Here is a 22,908-nt window from a genome sequence, read left to right as displayed (position 1 = left end):
CCTTATAATAATTCTAAAATTTCAAATGCTACCGTTTCTTCTGTAGGCGGGTGGTAGCTGTTTCGCCTATTATTGTACCGAATCAGTGAACTCTCTCCAAAGAGAACCTTAAAATCGCCGAGAAAGCCTTTAAATGCATTATACTTCACATTTTTAGAATGCTCAGTCGTATTCTGAAACAGAATATAAAATGGGATGTCTTCTTTTGCCCTTCTAATATTCATTACATCATGGGCCAGTTCCTCCTCATCCAGACTGTCACTTGCAAAAAGATAACAGGTATTGATATAGATACTATTAGCATTGCTAAGTAAATCGTAATCTATATTCCCGAGCCGCTTTATATACATAACCGAACCATCATTCAAATAAACCTCATTCGTCATCATATTTGCAGCCTCCTCCCGCATGGAGGTGTAATAATCTACACCAAAGTAATCAAACGAAACTGAATCACCATTTATTGCATGCAGATGATCAATAAGTGCAATTGCAGACGTGGCAGGTCCACAGCCGACATCAATAAATTTTATACGGCCGTTCGTCTGGTGAAAATTGTGAATACGGTTAAATCGTTCAAGTAAGTGCAAAGTCGAATAATAATGTTTTCTCATATTAAAATATGAGTAAAGTTTGACGATATCATTTGCTGTCAGACTTCCATAAGTATTATCAAAATGTGCCTGTCCAAAATTAATGATCTTTTTTCGGATCGTATATGTGTCATAACCTAATAAGACCTGATACCAAACTGTGTCTTCGTGCGTCCTGATATAGCGCAAAAACTTATCTTCAAACAGCTCTTCTGCGAACACAGAAGGTTCGTAAATTTTCTCTATTCCTTCTCCGATTACTACCTCGGCAGTAAACTGGTGTTTATTCTGTTGATAGATATTTAATAATTGATACTTTTCAATTAATTCATCATTCTCAAATAACTGCTGGAATTGTTCCTTCAATTCATGAAGATTCAACCTTTCCAGCAGAGCAACAGTCTCTAAGTAATACGAATGAAGATCACGTAATACATCATTTTCGTAATCTTCGTCACCATCCGTAATTGCAGCTGATAGCTTAACAACGTAATTTTCGAAAAGCTTACAATGTGAATCAGCACTAAGATATAGCTTGTGGTGCAACCACGATTTTAACCTGTTTTTAAAAATATTCTCTGTTAAATGATTCGAGCAGTTCGAAACAAGCCCCTTATTGTTTGCTTTTTTAAAATACAGTCCCAATTCCTTATACAGAAACTGAATTTCGTTTGATTCCTCCTCTTCTTGTGGCAACTGCAAAACTCCAAGGTGCACCAGAATTGATGAACACCTATCAGTATTATCCTTAGTAATATCTAGATTAATAAACATCAATTTAAGGAGATTTCTGTTGCCAGAAATAAACTCAGTTATTTCTGCCGGGGTGGACTGAATAATCTTACCGCTAAAATCACTTAAAGGTATCATTTAGTGTTTAATTTTTTAAAAAGTTGAAGTCTCTGCTGGATCTCCTGTATATCGATATTGTTTCTGTGATCGAGAAGATAGCGATAAAGATCTGCTTTTGAAAAGCATGCCCTTTCAAAAATTGATCCTGCATGGCTAAAATCTGAAATTATCATTGGCTTGATGCTAATTCTTGCATGATGACAGAATACACCAAGATCAGAAATTAACGGAATCTCCTCTGACAACTTGGACACCTCTTCTAGTACAGTATCAAAAGGATCATGGAATGAAATATTTTGATATAGCTTGCCATACAACACAGTTTCACCCATGCGGTAATTGTCCACAGGTCCCTTAATCATCGGTTTTTCATCTACCAGATTTTTGGGAACCCGAACTGGAATATCAAACTTATTTTCTCCACCGTTAAATACGAATTGATAAACAAGTTCAATAATAACATAATCAAACCTTGTTGTCAATGGAAATTTGATCGGAGGCTTGATCTGGATAAAATTAGAGATTGCTTCTGCCGGGCTGGTTCGCTCATCCGTATTTTTTAAATTCTTATATCCATAGAAATAACCTAATACTGCAAAGGCATATTCACCAAAACTATTTGAATAAACAGATTCAATATCTCTCCTTGCAATATCAATATTGTTCAGATTTCCGTAGTTTCTTAGGAATGCAAATACATACAGCTGCAACTGGGATTTCGACTTTGATTCATCTATCACCTTCAGAGCTTCCTTTCGCTCCAGATTTTTTGACAAAAGAGTAAGAATATTCTTCCTTAAACTCTCTGAATCTTCATTCACTATATTCAGTAATTTCCCAAAATTTAATGTATCCTCATCAGTAAAATTATCGTTGATATTTACCCTAGAAAAAATCCATTTCAAAAGTTCTTTTTCAGGTGGGCATGAATCGTTGAATAAATAACCGTAAAACTCTGATATTATATTCTTAGGAATTATTTCAGTACCGAAACTCTCATCTAAAACCTGCATTGCATAGAAGAAATGATTTGGTAAAGTCTTATATATTTTGCTCTTTGCCGAAATCAGTAAATCATAATTGCGCACAAATGCAAGTAGGCCAAGTATTCTGTCAAATTTATCTATTTTAGCACTGTAGTCCGTAACTTGTTCCCGCTTGATAGTCTTAATATCAAAACGCTGTTGCTTTTCCAGTTTTTGCACCAGGACCAGATTTTCGGGAATAAAGCCTCCGTTAAATACCAGCGCATCATTTACTATAGAATCTTTTACGATCTGATCCTGTACAAGGATCGATTTTATTTTGCTGACAGGAAAGGGTGCTTCCAACAAAGCAAAATTCTCGTGGATCAAAAGAGTATCTATATTAAAACCTTCAAGATCTACCTCCAAAAGGATATGATCAGCATATGAAGAATGTGATGGACTATTAACCAGGACCAGGAAATCCTTATTTATTGTCTGCAGATCAGGAAAAGCTCTATTTACGATATATTTCGATGGAGAAACTATGCCCGAAGAAAAATAATGAAAGATATTACCATTATGGATTTCCAGATAAACAGGTTTCCGGATATCGAACTTGACAATTGTTTGCTGCTTTTCATCATTAGCTGGCACTTCCGAAACCTCTTTTGATAATCGTGACTTCTCTTTTACGGTATTCACCTGAGAACTTAGTTGCTCGGTTAGCTCATCTTCGCTACTAACCTGACCTACCGTTGGGTAAGCCCATGTAACAACTTGCCCGCTTTCATATCCCTTTTCTTGAGAAGATATTCTCTCCTCGGCCGCAGAACTGTCATTCGCAGCTAAATTACTGTCCAATTTTTCATTGTTTGCCTCTCCAGCGTCTACCTGTTGTTTTAAAAAATTTTCCTGGGCAGGTTCACTTTTGCTCTTCAATTCCTCTGGATAAATTGGGACGCTCTTCACCTCATCTTCATTGGCTCCCTTTTCCTCGTATACTATCGTAGAATTTACATCGTCAGTAGTATTAGATAGTGCCGTTTCTTCAAAAAGGCCCTTTTCCGCACCCTGCTTTTTTTGATCTTTCTTTGAAACAGATTTATTTCTTTTATTCGCTTTAGCCATCACTAGTCTTTCTTTTTTGAATTATAACAATTCATTCAATATATTCTGTCTTTCCGCCTCATTAAAAAAATTCATAGAGGCAGGCTTGTATCTATATAATATATAAATATCACTTTTAGCTCTTGTTACGGCAACATAATAATGGCTTCTTGTCACCCAAGGCCTACCATCACTATTCAATTTTCGCATGGCATTATCCGACGATTCGAAAAAAGGCATGATCACGATATCAAATTCAAGTCCTTTACAAGACTCAAAAGTAGTTATAAATGGTGTCCTAAACTTTTGTTTTAAAACAGCTTCGTCAGCAGGATTGATCCCATGCCAATAATAGGAGAAAGCTCTATCATCGGCAGCCTGCAAAGCACACGAATATCCATTAATCTCCAGATATTCTTTCAATTTAACCACTTCGTTACCAAAATGACATAGTATACCAATATTGCTATTGGGATTATTTTCAATAACCTGCCGTACATAGTCCATTTGCGCCGTATGTGCCAGTCTTGGCACAACCTCAGGGTCATTGCCCGACTGAAGATCTCCCGAATCCATAGCTTGAACCCGTAAATCCTCCGGTACAAATTTTTTGGCAAGCTCAAATATTTGACGGGTGTTCCTATGATTACCTCCCAAGTACTGTGTATCGGCGGCAATGTGGTGTCGAATACCCTGCAAAATAATATCTTCCGCTTCATCTTCCGGGTAATACTGCTTAAAATTCTGCGCCCTATCAGCTCCCACACTCACATTATTCGTCAATTCCCCAACATTGTTATAAACAACCCGCGGTAAATCTTGTCCCTCATCAAAAAATAATTCCCTAAACTTTACATTATTCCTGCGGGGTCTTCTAATATACCTATCAAAATTTGCAGCAACCTCCTCATCGGAAGCTTCAGGCCTAAATCTTCCTACATTGTCCCAATGCCACTGATAAAAAGTATCAAGTCTATTTTCCACTATATCATTTATCCGTCGCTCATCCAGTTCACCGAACAGTTCCTCTGCTCTTGCCCTTAACATGCCCTTAATCGTGAGAATAAGTGTTTTATGGTATGTAAAAAGCATAAGATCATCATGCTCTCTGACAGAGCGCAAGAATCTGAAAATAGTAACTACAGTCTTTCCGCTTCCGGGTCCACCGGTCACCAACATTGCGCCCCTCGGATGAAAAGCCAACTGCTGGTCAGGATAAAGTGCGTTAATAGCTGGTAATGAAAATCTGAATTCCGGCATATTTCTTTTCTAAATATTTTAGCCTTTACTTAAGGCTACTTCTTTTACAGATCAGTACATACTAGAGCACATGGTCACACACAATATGCAAATCAGCTATACATCGCAATGTACTCAAGATAATACTTTTTAAATTAATACTCTCTGTAACATCTGTTATCTCTTTAGCAAATTTACTTCTTTTATGAATAGATTAGAGACGTTTTATTCGTAAAACCACTATTTTTTAACATCTAAACATATTTACTGACGTTTGGTTTATTAAGAACCAAAACCTCAGCATTATATATTATTTACTAACGTACGGAGCTTGTAGCTTACTTGATCGTTGCTTGTATATGGAAGCATATACAATTGAAAAGATTTCAGAAGAAACGAATACCGACGGTACAAGGCTTATGAAATAGCGTATGTAAACTACACCGATGGACCCCAAAAAATGGAGAATTAATTTCACAGCAATTCACCATAAAAATTATTATCAACTCTGTATGTATGATTTAATTTATCCTTTTCACACCGGCCTATGATCGTTCCATCTTCTTGCGTATATAAAAATACTTTACTGCTACAACCTCTTTTTATGCAGTTTATAGACCTCTTATTAATCGTAAAGTTCCATGTTGAGTTTCGTTTGATTGTCAAATGTCTTCCTTCATTCAATAAAACCTCATTTTGCGTCTGAAGCTTACCAGTAACCAATAGGTACAAAATTTTATGGGCATATTTATACTTTCGTAGGCTATTGATATTTACAAGCATATATAAGCTCATCAGTGCGGCAACTACAATAAAACACAGGGTTTTGGCCCAGTCAGCTTCAACATAGAAAAATGATGTGCAAAATACAGCAACAAAAAAGATTGTTGCTAAGTAAACGTGCATTGAATCTTTAATGGATTCCCACAGAGTGAAAGTTAGCTGTCTATCCCTACATTCTTCAAAATAAACAGTTTTATCATCATAAAAAGACATTGGCTTTCCTAGTATCGCTAAAACTTCTCTTTGCGGATATTCAATCAATGCTTTAGCCATATCCCGATGACTCAGGGTTTCAATTTTAATATCTTGGTTCCCCAAATTAAGCTTATCAATGACATCACATTCTTTTGGGCCTATTTTACGATTGGTAACAAAAATGAACTTCTTGACTTCAAGGTTTTTGTCAATACAGTTCTTATAGTCATTCTTTATCTTGGTTGCTATATTGTCAGACCAGGTTGACATGGCAAAATATTCTCTGGTTTCAAGCACATAGCCATCTTTACCACCATCTCCAAGTGGTCCCATGGAAGCTACTTCCTGAAATGCACCACCATATTTTTTCCGTAGGTAATTCGCTGCACATTTTTGAAACTCTAATCCATCCTTACCTTTTAGTATATTTTCTATATACTCTATATCCAACATATTTTTTTCCGTTGAAAATATAAATAATAACTCAGCTAAGAAAACAGTATTTGATATTTCATCTTTCTTTGAGACCATACCATCCTATTTCGCCATTTTAATGTCTTTTTTTGACCTAATATGGTAGTGCCCTGTAAAACCAAAATACCTAAAGATTGACGGTATTGGGGTATCTTACCATAATTTCAACCTATTTGGTAGCATCAATTATACATTTTGGTTACTAAAGTAATGGTATCCTTAAATGAAAAATATGCCTTTCCTTGTAAAAGCGCGTTGAAAAGTTGCTATTGCTTGGTTTTGCAGTTATTTCCATTTGAGGTATAGCAGTTTTTTTTACTTGCCTTTTTGGATCTTTAAAAATTGTAATAAACATTTGAGACAATACATTGTGATCTCTTTGTATAGAGTAGGAAATAACTCCCTAAGGTTCATTTTCCAAGCTATTTTGAAACTTGGATCTGACCCAAGAATCAAAATTATTTAAACAATTTATTAAACAAAAAATTCCGCAATTTTTTAATGATTGATACCTTTTGCCTTCCTAAATTATAATTTTAGCTGTTTAGGTTCCGAAGTTTCAAATAATTTCTAAAACTAAAATAATTGTTTTCCTGAAGTTGCCCAATAGATTTCAAATAATAATCAGTTTGGAACACCTCAATAGCGTCTTCTTCCCCATAGAGTATAGCTGACCATTTATAGATTTTTTCAAGGAGTTCCTTTTTTAGCAGATTCTCAACGGGATCGCCCAGGTCTTGATCTTCTAATACTCTGACACAAGAATCCATAATTTCCATCGTCAGCGTCAAATCAAATTCTCTTTTTTGTTCAAACTCCTTAAAAGAAAATGCAAAATATCCGTAGTTTATATACTGTTTTTCTACTGGATGCATCTTTAAATATTTATACAACAAACCAGCTTCAATATTGCTGATGCTGACTTCAATACTAATATTGTAAATTACTTCCATGATAAATCTTTGATTACAATTTACTTCTTTTATTTATAAAATATAAAGGATTTATGCAGAACTTGGTGGGTACTCTAATTGACATCCATGTTCGAAACTCATACCAACAATGCGAAATTTATCAGCATACTAAAAACACCCGAAGATTGGGAGTCATCGGGTGTTTTGCCATATTATTAACCTATTTTATGAAAAGTTTGCTCGATCGAGCAAATAATTATTGATATCTAATTTAAACACTTTTCACTAAAATATCAAATTGACGAATTAACATTACTGCAACCGTGGTAGTCTTCACCTCTATTTACAGCATTATTCCGGTTGTATGATCACATAATGTACAAGTTTAAATTCATTTTTTATGTCTATACGGATACGGCGTATCGCCTCAGTGATCTCTTCTGTATCTAGGTCATCTTCAAAATCTATTATCAACATCAGAACAACTTCTTCGGGCGACTGATAAGTCGATAATATGTTTTTTGTCTTCACCACTGTAAAGTCCTTTTCTGCGAGTTCCGCAATTTTTTTTCTCGTTTCGGGCGCGATACCTTCACCCATCAACAAACTTCTGCTTTCTCTAGCCAATATAAAGGAAACAAAAACAAGCAGCAATCCTACAATTACTGATGCTAATCCATCCAGCTCGGGAATTTTTAGTGAATGGTTCAGCCACGTTATCATGGTTACAATAATTAATTCTGAAATCTTTATTATTACAGATTATTCCCTAACTTTCCATATAAATAATTTTAAATAACGATGATCAGGGTCTATATAGATTGGAATGTAATGAGCCAGATGAAAAATGGGCACCACAGTGAATTTTTTTCAATTATTTCAGATAACAAGAAATTTTTAAAGCCTTATTCAACTTCGCATCTTGGCGATATTTCTGCGAGTAGCCAAGAACTATCAAATAGGGAGAATATCGATTCTGATCTGGATTTTATCTCCAACCTTTCCCAAAATTATTGTTTGTTCCATATAGAGGGCAGAACCGAATTTCGAAATAATCCTCCTCGGGATTTATACATACAGGATAGCAATCTAAGTCAACTACTAGATATGCTTCTTATCGAACCACTTTCAGACAATCTTGATGAGGAAAGTAGAAATCTACAGGAACTATTGAATGAGCAAATTACGTTATTTAAAAACACTCCTATCGATAAAGTTTTTCAAAAATCCTTCGAAAACCCTGAAACAGCTCACCTAATGCGCAGCTTTCTCCCTGAACTTGAGGACAATTATACACAGGTTGGAGTTTTAACAGCAATCTTTGGAATGATAGAAAGAATGAACAAAAATACAGCTTATAAAGATTTACGTGAAAATCTTCAAGGTGGGGCAGATATAAAAAGAGACCAAATATTTCACAGCGCTTCCCCCTATGAACTCATTGATAAAGCTTATAAAAAAAAAGGAATTTTAGCTGAACCAAAAAGCCCTGCCCATGAGTTTGCCTCACCCTGGTTCACAGAAATAAGTAATGAATATATAGCACTGGACATGCACGGGTATCAGGAAGACAAAATTTCTATAAATAGAGGCAGGAAACAAACTTTCAGAAATACTATGGAAGATGCTTTTCATACAGCTTTTGCCTCTTCCTGTGATTTTTATATTACTCAGGATCAAAGAAACTGTAAAAAGGCAAATGCCGTCTATGAAAAACTTGATATTAACACTATCGCCATGTCGACCGATGACTTTCTGATCCTTTACAAAAAATGTCTTCAGTTCAAAACAGTAGATTTCCTTAATCAATTGTTGGATTTATTAAAAAATTTAGTACCGTCCAATACTTCCGACCTTAAGAGTAGCCGTTATGACAGCGCTTTCTTTTTCTTTGACTACTTTAATGTTATACGTATAATTACCGATAAAAGTACTAAAAGTCCATTCCTTCTCCTGACTAGACATCTACCCACTAACTCCCTACCTATTTTCGGCAAGGAAGCACATGTTCTTGTCAGTAAATTACAGCTGCTTTTGGGTAACGACGTAGATAATTTGGGAAAATTCTCTGATCCAGAAATGGAACAAATTGAAAAAGACAGTTGGCTTGGCAGACTTTGGAAATATGCTGATGTCAACATAAAACTACGCGCTATGGAAGGGCATCTGCAATTATATTTGTACCCACCAAATAATAAAAATTGGATTCAAAAGCTATTGCACGCAGTAAAATCCTTTTTTAACTTTGGAAAATAAACGTCTTGCCAAATAGCCCTAGCTATCAATAATTTATAAAAAAAATTGTATTATAAATTCCTTGGATTAGCTAAAACTAATCAAAAAGAGACATCAACTGAAAATAGCAAAGTAAAATGAAAACATCAATTGTCGGAAAGTACGATTTATTAGAGGGAAATAAATTATATCAAGCAAGAGCGAGAGTAGCTTTACCCTACCTAGTTAAACAAGCTGAGGCCCGTCAGACAATTTATTATTCCGACCTTGCTAAAATTCTTGAAATGCCAAATCCAAGAAATCTTAATTATGTATTGGGTGTGATTGGAAATGCAATGAAAGAACTGAGCTTAAGTATTGACATCAAAATTCCACCCATCCAATGTATCGCGATCAGCAAAAGAACTAACCTTCCAGGCGATGGAATTTCTTGGTTTATCGATATTGCTGATTACAGCACCCGTAGCCCAAGCCAGCAGAAAGAGTTTTTGGATGCTATGCTCGCAGAAATATATTTATTTCCATACTGGCGGGAAGTTTTGAATGTTCTTGGTTTGGATCCAATACACATAGACCTTCAAGAAGATTTACATAAAGCAACCAAAATACGATCAGGAGGTGAAAGCGAAAGCCACAGAAAATTTAAGGAGTTTGTTTCAAAAAACCCTTTAGTACTAGGTCTTAAGGATTCCCTTCCAGAGGGAATACTCGAACATGTACTACCTTCAGCTGATGTTATTGACGTTCTATTTATTGATCAATCCCTGAAAATCGGGGTCGAAGTGAAATCTATTATTTCTACTCCAGAAGATATATTACGTGGCATTTTCCAGTGTGTAAAATACAAGCATTTAATTGAAGCAAAACAAATTGTAGATAATGAACTTCCAAACAGTCGCATTATTTTGGCATTGGAAGGAAGACTTCCCGAGAAATTCATCATAGCAAAAAACCTCTTAGGCATTGAGGTGATTGATAACATATTGATGTCCTAGGAAAAGTCCATAGAAGAATAAATTGACTTCGCTTGATTTATATTATTTTCATATCATTCTTACAATCCATCAACAAAGAATTATATGAAAATCTTACTTAAAATGCTGCGGTTGTGCCGCAGTAGTAATGTATCCAAAAGATAGAGTTCCTGATCTGAAACAATACTATTTCTTTTATTACTTTCAATTTTCATTGATTTTATGCTATTGGAGATACCCCGATATGAAAATCTTCTAAGCTCACTCATCCGGTCCAATACATATCCGGCAAATTTCTTTTTTATAAAAACCGTATCCTTTTTATTATCAAATCCCTTAACATCTATCCCCACAAAATCAACGCGTGGGTTATTTTCATACCACTGACCCAAAAACCCTTCCTCAATAAATTTAGGAATGTATCTTTCAAATCTTTTTTCCCGTTGAAATCGCTCACGGTCAAAAATGTATTCCTCAACGTTTACTTCCACCTCATCCAGTTCAAGGTATTTGGCAAGACATAAGCGATGTTGCCCACCCGTAGTGAAAAAGTGATCGCCATACTGTTCAACTGTCTTTTCCTCCTCATTAAAGTGGATATGGTCAATAATCTGGTCTAAATCGACCAAATTGTCAATAACCCAATCTAGTCGTTTCAGATCGCGCAATAAATCGTCCCAGTGATATGTCCAGTCCTTTGCCTTATAAGCTGGACAATTGTACGAGTAGGCGTATTCAATACCACATATGTTTGCTGGATTGATCTTCTTTTTTACAGTCCTCTTGCGATAAAAAAACTCCTTATGGAGAATTTCATCCGGGCGATAAACAATATCGCTATGCCAATGCTGATTAGGATAGTTTGGATTATGTAATTTTATCCAGTCTATCCGTTGTTGATGCGAGTACCTGTAGGCCATTTATTTATATTTTTTCGCATTTTACCAATCGATACCATTCCAGGCTTACCTTTCACTTGCAATTGTATCCGGGTTTACAAGCTCATGAATGGAAGGCACTTTCGAATACCCGTTCCCTCCATAACGAATATGGTCATTATTTTCACTTTTGTAAGTTGTCAGTATATTTTTAAGCTCAATTGCTCCTTTTATGTCGAATATTTCCTTTACATTATCAAAATGCTTTTTAGATGTCATTTTTGCGAAAAAATTGATAGGCTGTGATTCTCCATAAATATAAGTATAAGGAAACCACGTTTCGTAATCAACTATCTTCAGATAGCTAACGAAATAACATACCATATCAGCTAATATAAGGTCGGTCTTTTTAAAATTTTCACACAAATTCATAATAATATACTCTCCAAAACCTGTAATCTTCTTGTGTTCCCTAGAAAAATATTGTTCCAGATATTCATGGTAGCCTCCGATAAAAGTAAACTTAGAAGCTTCTGTCTTCCTGGCATATTTTTCTTTTTTGTAATATTTAGTATGTAGCAGATCTGCAACGAGTTTGTAGTTTTTATTTTTTAAGGCTGCAGCTATTGCATACAGGAAAAGTTCATGAAAAATTACTTTAAAAATGTCAAATCTTGCAGGGCTCCAGCTGCCTTCGTGTTCCCTGGGACTATCATAAAGCGGAGCAGTTTCAAAAAATTCGATTAATAATTCATCGCTATTATCCAGTTCGTTACTTGCCAAAATTTCAATAAATTGTACAAAATCTTCTTTCAATGGTTTATATGATTTCAGCGTATCATATAATTTCTCGCCATAACCGATTATATCAGTTGGCGTATTAACAAGCTCAAAATCCCAAAGTTTATCCTGAAAGATCTCAATAAAACTTTTCAATTCCCTATATGCAACCTTTCCATTCTTATTGATCTGGTTATTTATTGTCTTTAATTTATTGTGGGTTTCAGCAAGATTTACAACTGAATCGGTAATATAACTGGGCGCTTTTATTCCTAATTTAGGTTTAGGAAGCGATGGGGCTTCAAGAATATTTCTTAATAATTGCTCATAACTATTTTCAAAATCCTCTTCCCTAGAAAAATCGATATATTTTCTGCTTTGTAAATACACAGGAAGAAATGCATGTCCATCCTCATCCCTCTCTCTTACGAGTGGAATGAATTTGACTTGCTCTTGCTTCGAATAGATATTTGGCGTAATAATCTGGGTTTCGGTTCCCACACCCCCAGCTCGATCATTAGATTTTTCCGTATACGTTTTATCAGAAACTATAAGTACCCGAAAAATATCTTTTGCCTTAACCATAGTTTCCATGAAACTATGGATATCATGACCATCTTGAAGTGACCACCTATCCAACACAACGTCAACGCTGTCGTTCATTAGTCTTGTTGCAAGATCAACTATCCATTGTTGATGCTCACTATTACCCCATGCATAGGAAATAAATACTTTTTTACTCATGTAAATTGTGCTATTCTAGGTTTAAAATTAGCTTAAATAATGCTATAAATTCTCCAGCTTTCTATAAACAAAAGTAAGTAAATCTTTGTGTTTACAAGCAACCAGCAACAGATCCGCGCGAATAATATTAAAAATAAATCAAGGAAAAGTTAAGACCAGGGAATTTTATAGCAGTGCATTTCCTATTCTGTGTGAAGAAATCTATTCAGTCCACTTAACGCTATTCCCAAAATGCCTTATGCATAAACTTATTATGGCGTGTGCTTTATGGCACCGGGCTTTCCGTTACAAGTCCTCGTTCCTGTGGGCTTTCCCCTTCAATCACTCACGCAAAAGATATCATTTCAAAATACATAATTCAAAACACCACTATCATTGCCAGCCCACAAAAGCAAAAGCACATTTACGCCATGCCCGTTCCTTCATTGTAAAAGAGCTTTTTGCATTCCCTAACATAGAAAATTGAAAGCCGCTCCTAAGCCCGTCCGGATTATACGCAGCTTTCAATTACCTATGAATAATACTTTTTTAACACGACTGAAATTTCAGGAAAAATAAGATTTGTTTAATCAGTTTTTATCAAAAGAACAGTCGAAAAAGGGAAGTAAAAATACGTCGGCCAGCCACCGACACCACCCTGCAAGAGAAATAACGAATGAACGGTCTACGCCCCAGAGGGTCCCCCCCATTAAATCATCATTTCTCTTGACTCTGCACCATTTGACCGGCGTATACATTGACTTTCTTTTTTTTCCTGTTTTTTCTTTTGAAAAAAATGATTCGGGGCCGAGCCTCAGCAGGACAGGAAAAGGGGGAAGCGTAACAGGATTGTATAACTTAAAAACAGACGATTATGAACATCATCGGAAGGCTGACCAAAAATGCAGAAGTCAGCAAAACACCAAACGGAAAAGAAGTTGTCAACTTCTCCATCGCAGTGAATGACAGCTACAAAAACAAAGCAGGACAGCGCATTGAACAGACCGAATTTGTGGACTGCTCCTATTGGCTTACTCCTAAAGCCGTGACATTCCTTGTCAAAGGGCTATTGGTTGAACTATCGGGCAGAATCAGCGCAAGGGCATGGCTTTCAAGTGACGGAACAGCAAAAGCAGGGCTCAATTTCCATACCTCAGCTATCAAGCCTTTAGGAAAACCCGCCAAGCAGGAAAACGGACAAAGCACACAAACCAGTGCAGAAAAACAGAGCGCAAACACTGCAATAGTGGCAGGTTCGGATGATGACGATTTACCTTTCTAACCGTCCGTTTCAATCTCACAGATTCATCAAAAAACAAAACACCTTAAAATCAGAAATCATGGCACATAATCTAAATTACAACAACAGAACAGGCAGATATTCATTTTTCTCGGTAAAGGAAAAGGCTTGGCACGGACTAGGACAGATTGTGCAGGACTACCCGACAAGTGCCGAGGCAATCCGGCACGCAGGTCTGGACTACGAAGTAGAAAAAAGCCCACTATTTACAAAAGGTTCGGGCATCGTTCAGATTGCAGACGGTATCGTCATTCAGGACACGGAAATCGAGGTTCCCAATTATTTTGCCAACATCCGCACGGACAACAATACCGTACTCGGTGTTGTGGGTAAAGACTACCATATCGTACAGAATAAAGATGCATTTACCTTTTTCGATTCTATCGCAGGCGGTGAAAGTGGCATCCTCTACGAAACCGCAGGGGCATTGGGGCAGGGAGAACGCATATTTATCACTGCAAAACTCCCTAACTACATCCGTATCGGCAATTCCGATGATGTGATTGAAAAATATATCTTCCTGACGACCTCCCATGACGGGAGCGGAAGCATCACGGCAGCCTTCACCCCTATCAGAATCGTCTGTCAGAACACCCTGAACGCTTCACTACGCAACATGAGCAACGTAGTACGCATCAAGCACACCGCAGGAGCCAAACAGCGCCTGAACGATGCCCACAAAGTAATGGGGTTGGCAAACACCCTGACCATGCAGATGGATGGCATTTTCAACAGTTGGGCAAAGGTCAAAGTAAAGGACAGCGAAATCCGCAAGCTGATTCAGCTCGCCCTATGTCCGAACAAGGAAACATTTGACCTGCTGAAAAAAGGGGCAGATGATGAATTGTCAACGATGTTCAAAAACACGGTAGATGATGCATTCGCATACGCCATGATTAACGATACCCAATTGATGGAAACCACAAAAGGGACATTGTTCGGTGCTTATAATGCCGTGACGGGGTACTTTCAAAACGTCCGAAACTACAAAAACCCTGAAGCAAAACTACAGAGCATCGTTCTGGGCGGCACTGCACAGCTCAAAACCCAAAAGGCATTTGAACTATGCATTTCATTTGAGAAAATTGGTGCAGATGTGTTTGAACTGAATTAATAAAACTTTTAGAGGTGGCAGTCCGGCAAAAGTCTGCCACCTAAAATTAACCCTAAAAGATGTAAAAATGAAAACACTAAATCAAATGGATAACCTAGATAGAGCCTATCTACTTGCCAACCTTTTTCCCGATGAAATTAAAAATCTGACGGATTTCATCAAAAAAGAAGCAGATTTCTACCAAGATAACAAGGAACAGATTTTAAAGGATTGGACAGCAAAGCATATTACTGCCGAACTATGGTACAATCTAATAGACTTTTTTGAGCGTAGATACAAAAAGAACGGTACAAGACTGTATAAAAATAAAAAAACGTTCAGGGATCAACTTTTTGACGGTTACGATGCGCTGTTCAGCATCAATGCCCTCGTCAATTTTACAGCACAGCCACAGTGTTCTAAAAAGCTAAAATATGCGATTTACTTGCTATTTGGAGACAATTTACTTGTAACGATAGACCTAAAATCTCAGGGATGAAACCAACAGCAAAAATTACGGAGTTTATGTTTCTAAAGGTCTACAGTGAGATAGGACGCAACAATTTTGAAATTGCTATCGTCAACCTCTCCAAAGACTGGCTCAATAGAACGAAAGAAACAATGGAACTAGTGGAAATGCTTGGAATCAACCCTATAATGGGGTATATCGCAAAAAAAGAACATACTGTTCGGTTTCTCGTTCATGAGTCTACGCGTATGCCTTTTTATGAACAGTGGTTCGGTGAAAATGAACTCACTTTTGTTGAAGCAGATGCGCAGGAAATAGAATGGTTATGCAATGAAAATGGATTTGTAAAGAGCGATGTATTACTCGTCCATTCTAATGGAATGGCTCGCTATCAAGCATTCGAAGACATCCGCCTCAGGACATCTGAGTTCGACCTGAAATTGATTCAGGAAATATTAACCCATCAAAATTAATGATTATGACACGTTCAAATCTTCATATCACATTAAGCAACGGCGAAGAAATTATATGTGTTGCCGACAGCACGAGTGCCCCCGAACAGGGTTATATCGTAGAGGAAATTCTAACGCCCTTACTCACATTAAGCAATAGTAAAAGAGAACTTTCTTTAATCAAAAAGCACTGCACAATGGACGAGAGACGGGCAAATGCGTCTTACCGCTATTACATCAACCTCAAAACCAAAACAGTTACCCTGTTCGAGGAAATTTATAACTACCGTACAGACCGATTTAAAAAAGGCAAGGATTTAACAGAACGCTATACAAGCTACTTAAAAACCTTAAATAATGGAAACCATGAAAAAGGAAAATGAAACAGCGTTTCAGGCGCTCACCATTATCGCTGAAATGGTAATGAAATTCGGACAGCTCTATGTCCTCAATATATCATCCGAAGATTGGGAGCATCTACAGTCCGTCGGGAACGGGCTTGAAAAGGTCATTCACGATAATGGCTACCGAATGAACTACGATAAAAATATTAAGCAGAACATTATTAAAAGATAACAATGGATACTTTGGCAAAATACAAGTTCGCAGATTGGTTATACAACAGGTTTGTCGAAAACTATAAAAATCAAAATGTCGTGGAAGCGTTCATTTTCTTGGACATCCTTTCACGCTATCAGCTATTTGCACAGGAAATACGCAAACTTTCTGACCAACGAAGACATATCAAAGAACTGCACAGAACCGTCACTAAGGCACTGAAAGAAGGAACAGCGCACAGACTTCACCTTGCAGGCGAAGAAGGAACAGCAGAATTTAATAAGGTAATGGCAGAATATGAAGCACAATTAAGGGAAATCGGTCTTTCCGAATCATACATCACCGACCGTGTAAGCGACAAAAAAATGAATTATTATGGAAGCAACTAATTTTTTCAGACAGATTGCGAAAATGGAAATGAACAGCAAATTGATGCTAACCATTACCAAAGCAACAGAAAATATAATTATCGTTTCGATATTGATCGAAAATGACAGTTGTGGGGACAAGGCTAAAAACCTGATTCCTCCCTTTAACCTGAAAGGTACGCCCGAAGAACTTGACGAGGGATTTTTTTCCCACATCAAAAAACCTGTTCAGACAGCTTCTGGCCTGCTCTCCAATATGGAACATTTTATGAAACAGGTAGAACTTGCTCAGGCTAATTCTGCGATGGAAAAACAAAACTCCAATAAGGAACAAAAGGACAAAGACAACAGAAACAAGAAATATAATGAAGCCATGCTAAAAGCGAATGCCTTTGAAAAGGAGGGAAAATACAAAGATGCTTGGACTGCACTCCCTAAAGTCGGGGATTATCCTGAACATTCCGAAGTTATCAAAAACAAACAGGAAATCTATGAAAGACAGTTTGCCCCTAGCCTATTTTCAGATACAGGAAAAGAAACAGTCGAAATAACTCACGAGAATAACCCTTAAAATCAATAGTATGTTAGTAGCAACAGAACTTCCAAGAGTATTCGTACTCAAAGAGAAAGAACAGGAAATCAGGCTTGACGACCCTGAGCCAAAATGGAGCGTACAGGCAGTCCTGAATTTTTATTCAAATAACTATCCTGCACTCACCACAGCAAAAATTTCACGTCCAACGATTGCGGATGATACGATTCTCTATCGTTTTGAGACCGTCATCGGAACTAAAGGTTAACTAAAAAATCAAACACATGAATTATGCAAACACAATATCCCGAAACGGTAAAGCTAGCAAGAAAAGAAAACCAAGCGCAACTGCACAGACAGTTGGAGCAGTTCGGACGGTGGATGAGAAAACCAAAGGATGCAGGGGAAATACAAAAGGACAAACAGAAGTCCGTACCGCCTGCGATGTTGCCAATGCCTTTTTAGAAATGCGGTTTCCTCCAAGATTGCAGGAAACCGAAACTATACAGGACTGTGATAGATTAAAAATGGACAGGGATTTTAAAAAATCCCTGTCTCTAATCGCTAAAAAATTTAATCTTTCTTTACAGGATTGTGGAAATATCCCTTTTCCGTATAACATTGCTGAATCAATGGCAGACCTTAAAAAACAGCTTAAAAAAGCGGAGACGGATTGGAAAGAAGTCCGATTGATACATCATAATAATAGCACTTACTTTGCAAAGGAAGACAGATACGATACAGGAATGACTTTATACTATATCCCTGTAATTCCACTTTATAACATACTGCACAATTCGGCAACTGAACAGGCTAGTCAGCTTTTACTTTCTGTATATGCCTACATCTATCAGATTCTCGGTGTACCCTATTACAGAACTGATGATTGCTATTTGTACTCTATGTATGAAATGCTTGAAAATTGGATGTACGATGACGGTGCGGAGGAAGAGTTTATAGCCGACTTTAATGATGCTAAACGCATCGGTGATTTTATCAAAAAAATAATCAGTGACCCGATAAACCTGCACAGTTACACAAACCGCTTAAAAACATTTGTCGCAAAAACCGATTTTGATAAAAAATGCTTGACGGTTGCCAAGTCTTTTTATAAGATTTTTTGCGCCTATCCTAAAGTTCAAATCGATAGAAAATTCTATCCTTTGCGTTTCAGGGAAGGAATAGATATTGATGAGCGTGCGGTTTCATTGGATAACTATGTTTCTTTTTGCGCTTCGATTAAAGGTAGTTTATTTGAATCGCTCTGCCAGTCTGTTAACGACGATTTACAGGAATACTTCGAAATCGACGAACCAACACGCTTTATCCCCTACGATAACAGGAGAATAAAAGAAAACAATTTTGATTTTGAAAGCAAGGTTTTTAATGCCATTGATAGCCTTATTCAAATATGGCAGGAACATCAATACTAAAATTTAGAAATCATGGAAGATATTACAAACAGCTTTGGAACCTATTTTTACCCCTCAAGCGCATTGGTCTTTTATCAAAGCAATGGTGGCTTAAATGATACTTATGTCGAACACTTTGATATGGACAGTGATGGAGCGCCCGTTAATCCCCACCCCCTTACGATAGGTGAAGCAAAAAGATTGGCGACAGCGCTAAAAATTGATGAAGACAGTCTCAATCAGTTAAAATCAAATGGCATTTTACCCAATAACCTATTGTCATTTGACGCAAAATCAGCAACCATAATCTGGTATAGCAAAGCTCAAAAAAGAGAACTTTTATTTTCTGAGGGACTTGGAATAAAGTCAGGAACGGCACAAACCTCCTCTTTGGTTTGGATGGCAGACCGAGAATTACTCCATGTTTATGCATTAACCATCAATAGAAAACCAACAGCAAACACCGCCCTGCATTATGCTCCTTTTTTCAATGTATATGAAAGTGGTGAAGTCTGTATGGGAACGGTGGACATAAAAGCAACCGAAACAGGTTCTATAAAAGAGCTGATGACCTTGTGGGAAAACTATTTTTTTAATAGCTATTTCTCCCACATGATGGCTGACCATAATCCTGTTGACGGAAACTGTGTACTGCTATGGGAAAGCCTAATCGGAACTGATACCATGTTCCCAACTGATAGACTTATCAAAAGCAATCAAAAACTTAAAGATATATTACGATGAGAACGCCAAAAACCAATGTCCATTTTTTGGACAATTACCTGCTAAGTCCAACAAACCCCATCCGTGTCAACGTAATCGGTGCAGGTGGAACAGGTTCAAAATTTATGACTGCGCTGATGGAAATCAACCACAGTTTATTGGAACTTAACCACCCAGGATTGGAGGTATATCTTTGGGATGACGATATGATAACCTCCGCAAACGTAGGTCGCCAAAGATATGCAGAATCAGAAAAGGGACTTTTCAAATCTCAGGCAATTATCAATAGGCTGAACCGTTGGTCGGGTACAAACTGGAAAGCCATAACAGAAAAATTCCAATGGGGTGAAGAAGGAGAAATTCCCCTCCATGCAGGTGCATCAATTTATGTATCCTGTGTTGATACCGTGGGTTCAAGATTTACGATTGCAGAAATATTACAGGAACTAAACAGCAAATACGCAAACCACAGGGATAAAGGAAGGTATTGGTTAGACCTTGGGAACACCAAATACACAGGTCAGGCAATACTGTCAACCATCGGAAAAATAGAGCAGCCCACATCAAAGAAGTTTAAAACCTTTGATTCGCTTCCCTCCATTATTGCGGAATACGGTGATGCAATGCTCAGTTCTGAAAAAGAGGATAACACACCAAGTTGCTCTCTGGCTGAAGCTCTTTTAAAACAAGACCTTTTTATCAACAGTACCATTGCGCAAATGGGAGCTTCCCTCCTTTGGAATATGTTTAAAACGGGAATGACAGAAAATAGAGGCTTCTTTTTAAATCTAAAGAATTTTAGAACACAACCTATTTGCGTTGGCAGTTGAAAAACTGCCGGCGCCAAAATTCGGCTCCTCCTATGGTCGGAACCGAATTTTGGCAAAAAAGCGGTGCAACCAGTTTTAAAAATAGCACCCGCTGAGCCATTCCATTTTGAAAACCGCTTGCGGTTCGTTCATTATTTTGGTTTGTTTTCTTCTAACAACTAAATTCTGTTTATCAATTTATATTTTTTTGCTAATTCTGTTAACATACACCACCCAAAATTTACCATGATTTTAAAAGAAAATCTATTTATAAAAAGGATTATTTAAAAAGTTTATAAACAAAAAAAGCACCGACGGGTGCTTTTTAAAGTTCATTTAATGCTATAATTTATATTTATCCAGCCTTCCAAAAAATAAACTCTTATGTTTATTTTAGACATTAATTTTATTATAAAATCGATTTTCTGTTAATGTCAGAAATATCAATTTCATTTTCTTCTAACAATGTTTCTAAAGCATCAGAACCTTTTTGCTTAAATAATTCAAACTCAGGTTCTGATATCGGTATAGCAAGAAGAAAATGGACTTCTTCATTTTGTACCATAAAATCTTCAAGTTTATCCTCCCACAAATACGGTGTAGTAAAATAAATATGTTTCATTTCAGAAGCGGGGTAATACATTTCAACGAGTTTTTCAAAAACCACCCCTTCAGAAACCTTCCATTGATCTTTAATGCAAAAAAAAGCACTTGTGCTCAAAATATTCCCCACTTTATCTTGCGCCGAATATCCTGAAATCATTAATTCGTACTTTTTATCTGCTACAGAATAGTCAGACAATCCAATTGTAGCATAAAAAATAACATTTTTATCTAAAGGATCGGGACACTCCATAATGAAAATGGCATGTTCACCTGTATCATCTCCGTATTTAATGACTTTTGGTTCTGTACCTATTATTGGGGAAAGCTTTTTGTATAATTCCTTTTGTCTTTCTGTTGGTTTCATATAGTAAATTTACTTAAATTATTCGAAATCGTCGGTATGATCCTCTAGTTTATGTGATCTATTTGTGTTCTGCGTCTCAGGACGATAATGATCTGGATTATTATGTTCATCAATAAATTTTTTACGTGAAATTTCTCTTTCTGCTGCATCTTTTTGATGTTTTCTAAATTCGTGTTTAGGTTTATGACCCATATCCCATTCGCTATCAAATGGTATTTCTTCCTTCGTCAAAGGATCTTTTACAATTCCATCCTCCTTCGCACCATCATAAGCTTTCTTCCTTACACCTTTTCTAAATCCTGATGGCCGCTCGTAATACCATTTTCCATAATCTGTCAAGGTACCATCAGCATTTTTAACAGGATACTCTGGTAGCTTGGGTCTTTTCCCGCCTTTCTTTATTGCCTCAGCAGCCAATTCATCAATATCCTTCGTTACAACAGCAGCTATATCATCACTCTCTTTTTTAGCTAACTGCTCCAATGTCTCTGCGATTCCTCTTTTAGTTCCTGCTTCCAATGCTTCTTTACCCGCTTTTTCAGCTCCAGCCTCGGCAACTTCCTTTACAGTCTTTTCAACAACGACTTCTGCACCTTCTTTTAAAGCTGTCTTACCTGCGGTAACTGCCACTGAGCCACCAGCAGTGTACACAGCTGCGACAGCATCTGGTATAAATTCTCCAACTGTAGTACCGATCTTCCGAGGATTTTTAGCGATCCATTCGCCCGTATCCTGAGCTCCCTTGACAATATCATTTCCAAGCTTGTCCCAATTCTCTTCCTTGGAAGCCCAATCCCATGTTGAATTTGCTGCTTTTTCTAGATTCCCCGGTGTCGTACTCCATTTGTATGCCTCATTAAGTCCTTTAGTGGTCGCCTCATACCCCTCTTTCACCATTCCTCCTAAAGCTTCGGCAGTACCTACCGGGTCTTGCCCAACCTGATAGATAACTTCCCCAAGCCCGACTACTCCATTCACCGCCCCTTCAACTAATCCCGTTCCAAGATCATCAAACCAATCCTTAGCCCCTGCAATAGGTTTCATCCAGTCAGGAATCATCTTATCCCTTTCAGCTCGATTTTCTTTTGTTTTTTGTTCAAGCCAGTCAAATCCTTCTTTGATGTAATCGCTGGGCATCTTCCCTTCTCCTATACCATAAGCAACGGCGGAAGCCCTATCAAAAAATATACTGATCTTACCTCCAAAAATACAATTGCAGGTAGAATCTTCTAGAAGCATCCTGTTTCCGTTAATTTTTACACCATCCTTTGGATTATCCCATTGCAAGGTAGTAGGTAAACAGGTTACCCCCGTAGCCCATTTTGCAGGACAGGTACAGAGTCCCATTGGTTTAAGGTGAAAGAAAGGTAACTTATCTGCTTCGGTTGCCATTGGCACCGCATATATTGTCGTATTTTTGTTAAAGCTAACCCGTAATGTCGATGGGCTCGTTCCTTTATCGCAGGCGAGAAAAGCACCCTCTGGCACATACTTTTTTGCCATGATC

The 22,908-nt window shown here is 37.3% G+C and carries 24 protein-coding genes; 14 read left to right on the top strand and 10 right to left on the bottom strand.

Annotated elements, in window-relative coordinates:
* Nucleotides 1–2: 2 nt before the first annotated feature.
* The 6 genes from BW983_RS02780 to BW983_RS02755 form a co-directional block, all read right to left on the bottom strand.
* Nucleotides 3–1,463, bottom strand: coding sequence for a hypothetical protein (locus tag BW983_RS02780; protein ID WP_076549749.1), 1,461 nt, complete (start codon nucleotides 1,461–1,463; stop codon nucleotides 3–5).
* The gene (locus tag BW983_RS02775) at nucleotides 1,460–3,541 is read right to left on the bottom strand and encodes a hypothetical protein (RefSeq protein WP_076549747.1); all 2,082 of its coding nucleotides are present in this window, start codon (nucleotides 3,539–3,541) and stop codon (nucleotides 1,460–1,462) included. Before BW983_RS02775 ends, BW983_RS02780 begins: the two co-directional genes overlap by 4 nt.
* A gap of 21 nt (nucleotides 3,542–3,562) precedes the next feature.
* A complete protein-coding gene (locus BW983_RS02770; RefSeq protein ID WP_076549745.1) occupies nucleotides 3,563–4,780 on the bottom strand; it encodes a DEAD/DEAH box helicase in 1,218 nt (405 codons plus the stop codon).
* A gap of 453 nt (nucleotides 4,781–5,233) precedes the next feature.
* Complete coding sequence (locus BW983_RS02765) at nucleotides 5,234–6,268, bottom strand: hypothetical protein (protein WP_076549743.1); 1,035 nt, start codon at nucleotides 6,266–6,268, stop codon at nucleotides 5,234–5,236.
* Nucleotides 6,269–6,747: 479 nt separating this feature from the next.
* Entirely contained in the window at nucleotides 6,748–7,164 is a 417-nt protein-coding gene (locus BW983_RS02760) for a hypothetical protein (RefSeq protein WP_076549741.1), read from the bottom strand.
* 312 nt (nucleotides 7,165–7,476) lie between these two features.
* Nucleotides 7,477–7,848, bottom strand: coding sequence for a cation diffusion facilitator family transporter (locus BW983_RS02755; RefSeq protein ID WP_228408940.1), 372 nt, complete (start codon nucleotides 7,846–7,848; stop codon nucleotides 7,477–7,479).
* Between the two features lie 108 nt (nucleotides 7,849–7,956).
* Here BW983_RS02755 and BW983_RS02750 point away from each other — a divergent pair, with 108 nt between their 5' ends.
* Together BW983_RS02750 and BW983_RS02745 are read left to right on the top strand one after the other, a co-directional pair.
* Nucleotides 7,957–9,381 carry a hypothetical protein gene (locus BW983_RS02750; RefSeq protein ID WP_139329211.1) on the top strand — a complete coding sequence of 475 codons (1,425 nt, stop codon included), beginning with the start codon at nucleotides 7,957–7,959 and terminating at the stop codon, nucleotides 9,379–9,381.
* A 116-nt stretch (nucleotides 9,382–9,497) separates the two neighbouring features.
* Nucleotides 9,498–10,355 carry a hypothetical protein gene (locus BW983_RS02745; protein ID WP_076351122.1) on the top strand — a complete coding sequence of 286 codons (858 nt, stop codon included), beginning with the start codon at nucleotides 9,498–9,500 and terminating at the stop codon, nucleotides 10,353–10,355.
* A gap of 80 nt (nucleotides 10,356–10,435) precedes the next feature.
* Here BW983_RS02745 and BW983_RS02740 read toward each other — a convergent pair whose 3' ends face one another.
* Together BW983_RS02740 and BW983_RS02735 are read right to left on the bottom strand one after the other, a co-directional pair.
* Entirely contained in the window at nucleotides 10,436–11,254 is an 819-nt protein-coding gene (locus BW983_RS02740) for a hypothetical protein (protein WP_076549737.1), read from the bottom strand.
* A gap of 45 nt (nucleotides 11,255–11,299) precedes the next feature.
* On the bottom strand, nucleotides 11,300–12,736 hold the full coding sequence (locus tag BW983_RS02735; RefSeq protein WP_076549735.1) for a toll/interleukin-1 receptor domain-containing protein: 1,437 nt from the start codon (nucleotides 12,734–12,736) through the stop codon (nucleotides 11,300–11,302).
* Between the two features lie 853 nt (nucleotides 12,737–13,589).
* On the opposite strand from BW983_RS02735, the gene BW983_RS02730 reads away from it, so the two are divergent.
* The 12 genes from BW983_RS02730 to BW983_RS02675 all read left to right on the top strand — a co-directional run bounded on the left by BW983_RS02730 (nucleotide 13,590) and on the right by BW983_RS02675 (nucleotide 20,452).
* Complete coding sequence (locus BW983_RS02730; protein WP_076549733.1) at nucleotides 13,590–13,997, top strand: single-stranded DNA-binding protein; 408 nt, start codon at nucleotides 13,590–13,592, stop codon at nucleotides 13,995–13,997.
* 58 nt (nucleotides 13,998–14,055) lie between these two features.
* Entirely contained in the window at nucleotides 14,056–15,129 is a 1,074-nt protein-coding gene (locus tag BW983_RS02725) for a DUF932 domain-containing protein (protein WP_076550801.1), read from the top strand.
* Nucleotides 15,130–15,196: 67 nt separating this feature from the next.
* Entirely contained in the window at nucleotides 15,197–15,607 is a 411-nt protein-coding gene (locus BW983_RS02720; RefSeq protein WP_076549731.1) for a hypothetical protein, read from the top strand.
* A complete protein-coding gene (locus BW983_RS02715) occupies nucleotides 15,604–16,050 on the top strand; it encodes a hypothetical protein (RefSeq protein WP_076549729.1) in 447 nt (148 codons plus the stop codon). The genes BW983_RS02720 and BW983_RS02715 overlap by 4 nt, the downstream gene beginning before the upstream one ends.
* Before the next feature lie 5 nt (nucleotides 16,051–16,055).
* The gene (locus BW983_RS02710; protein ID WP_076550799.1) at nucleotides 16,056–16,412 is read left to right on the top strand and encodes a penicillin-binding protein; all 357 of its coding nucleotides are present in this window, start codon (nucleotides 16,056–16,058) and stop codon (nucleotides 16,410–16,412) included.
* Nucleotides 16,396–16,605 (top strand): hypothetical protein, encoded by a 210-nt coding sequence (locus tag BW983_RS02705; RefSeq protein WP_076549727.1) that lies wholly within the window; start codon nucleotides 16,396–16,398, stop codon nucleotides 16,603–16,605. The genes BW983_RS02710 and BW983_RS02705 overlap by 17 nt, the downstream gene beginning before the upstream one ends.
* A 2-nt stretch (nucleotides 16,606–16,607) precedes the next feature.
* The gene (locus BW983_RS02700; RefSeq protein WP_076394365.1) at nucleotides 16,608–16,976 is read left to right on the top strand and encodes a hypothetical protein; all 369 of its coding nucleotides are present in this window, start codon (nucleotides 16,608–16,610) and stop codon (nucleotides 16,974–16,976) included.
* Nucleotides 16,963–17,526 carry a PRTRC system protein E gene (locus BW983_RS02695; RefSeq protein WP_076549725.1) on the top strand — a complete coding sequence of 188 codons (564 nt, stop codon included), beginning with the start codon at nucleotides 16,963–16,965 and terminating at the stop codon, nucleotides 17,524–17,526. Before BW983_RS02700 ends, BW983_RS02695 begins: the two co-directional genes overlap by 14 nt.
* Before the next feature lie 10 nt (nucleotides 17,527–17,536).
* Nucleotides 17,537–17,755, top strand: a complete 219-nt coding sequence (locus BW983_RS02690) for a PRTRC system protein C (RefSeq protein WP_076351100.1) — start codon at nucleotides 17,537–17,539, stop codon at nucleotides 17,753–17,755.
* A 16-nt stretch (nucleotides 17,756–17,771) separates the two neighbouring features.
* Nucleotides 17,772–18,920, top strand: a complete 1,149-nt coding sequence (locus tag BW983_RS02685) for a hypothetical protein (protein WP_076549723.1) — start codon at nucleotides 17,772–17,774, stop codon at nucleotides 18,918–18,920.
* Between the two features lie 12 nt (nucleotides 18,921–18,932).
* The gene (locus BW983_RS02680) at nucleotides 18,933–19,643 is read left to right on the top strand and encodes a PRTRC system protein B (protein WP_076549721.1); all 711 of its coding nucleotides are present in this window, start codon (nucleotides 18,933–18,935) and stop codon (nucleotides 19,641–19,643) included.
* Nucleotides 19,640–20,452, top strand: coding sequence for a PRTRC system ThiF family protein (locus BW983_RS02675; protein ID WP_076549719.1), 813 nt, complete (start codon nucleotides 19,640–19,642; stop codon nucleotides 20,450–20,452). The genes BW983_RS02680 and BW983_RS02675 overlap by 4 nt, the downstream gene beginning before the upstream one ends.
* A 388-nt stretch (nucleotides 20,453–20,840) precedes the next feature.
* Here the strand turns inward: BW983_RS02675 and BW983_RS02670 are convergent, their stop codons facing one another.
* Together BW983_RS02670 and BW983_RS24525 are read right to left on the bottom strand one after the other, a co-directional pair.
* Complete coding sequence (locus BW983_RS02670) at nucleotides 20,841–21,401, bottom strand: suppressor of fused domain protein (protein WP_076351092.1); 561 nt, start codon at nucleotides 21,399–21,401, stop codon at nucleotides 20,841–20,843.
* 18 nt (nucleotides 21,402–21,419) lie between these two features.
* Nucleotides 21,420–22,904 (bottom strand): GH-E family nuclease, encoded by a 1,485-nt coding sequence (locus BW983_RS24525; protein WP_084180267.1) that lies wholly within the window; start codon nucleotides 22,902–22,904, stop codon nucleotides 21,420–21,422.
* Nucleotides 22,905–22,908: the final 4 nt, after the last annotated feature.

The sequence above is a fragment of the Chryseobacterium ureilyticum genome (genome assembly GCF_900156735.1).
Classification (GTDB): Bacteria; Bacteroidota; Bacteroidia; order Flavobacteriales; family Weeksellaceae; genus Chryseobacterium; species Chryseobacterium ureilyticum.
This window is presented reverse-complemented; position numbering and strand designations above follow the sequence as displayed.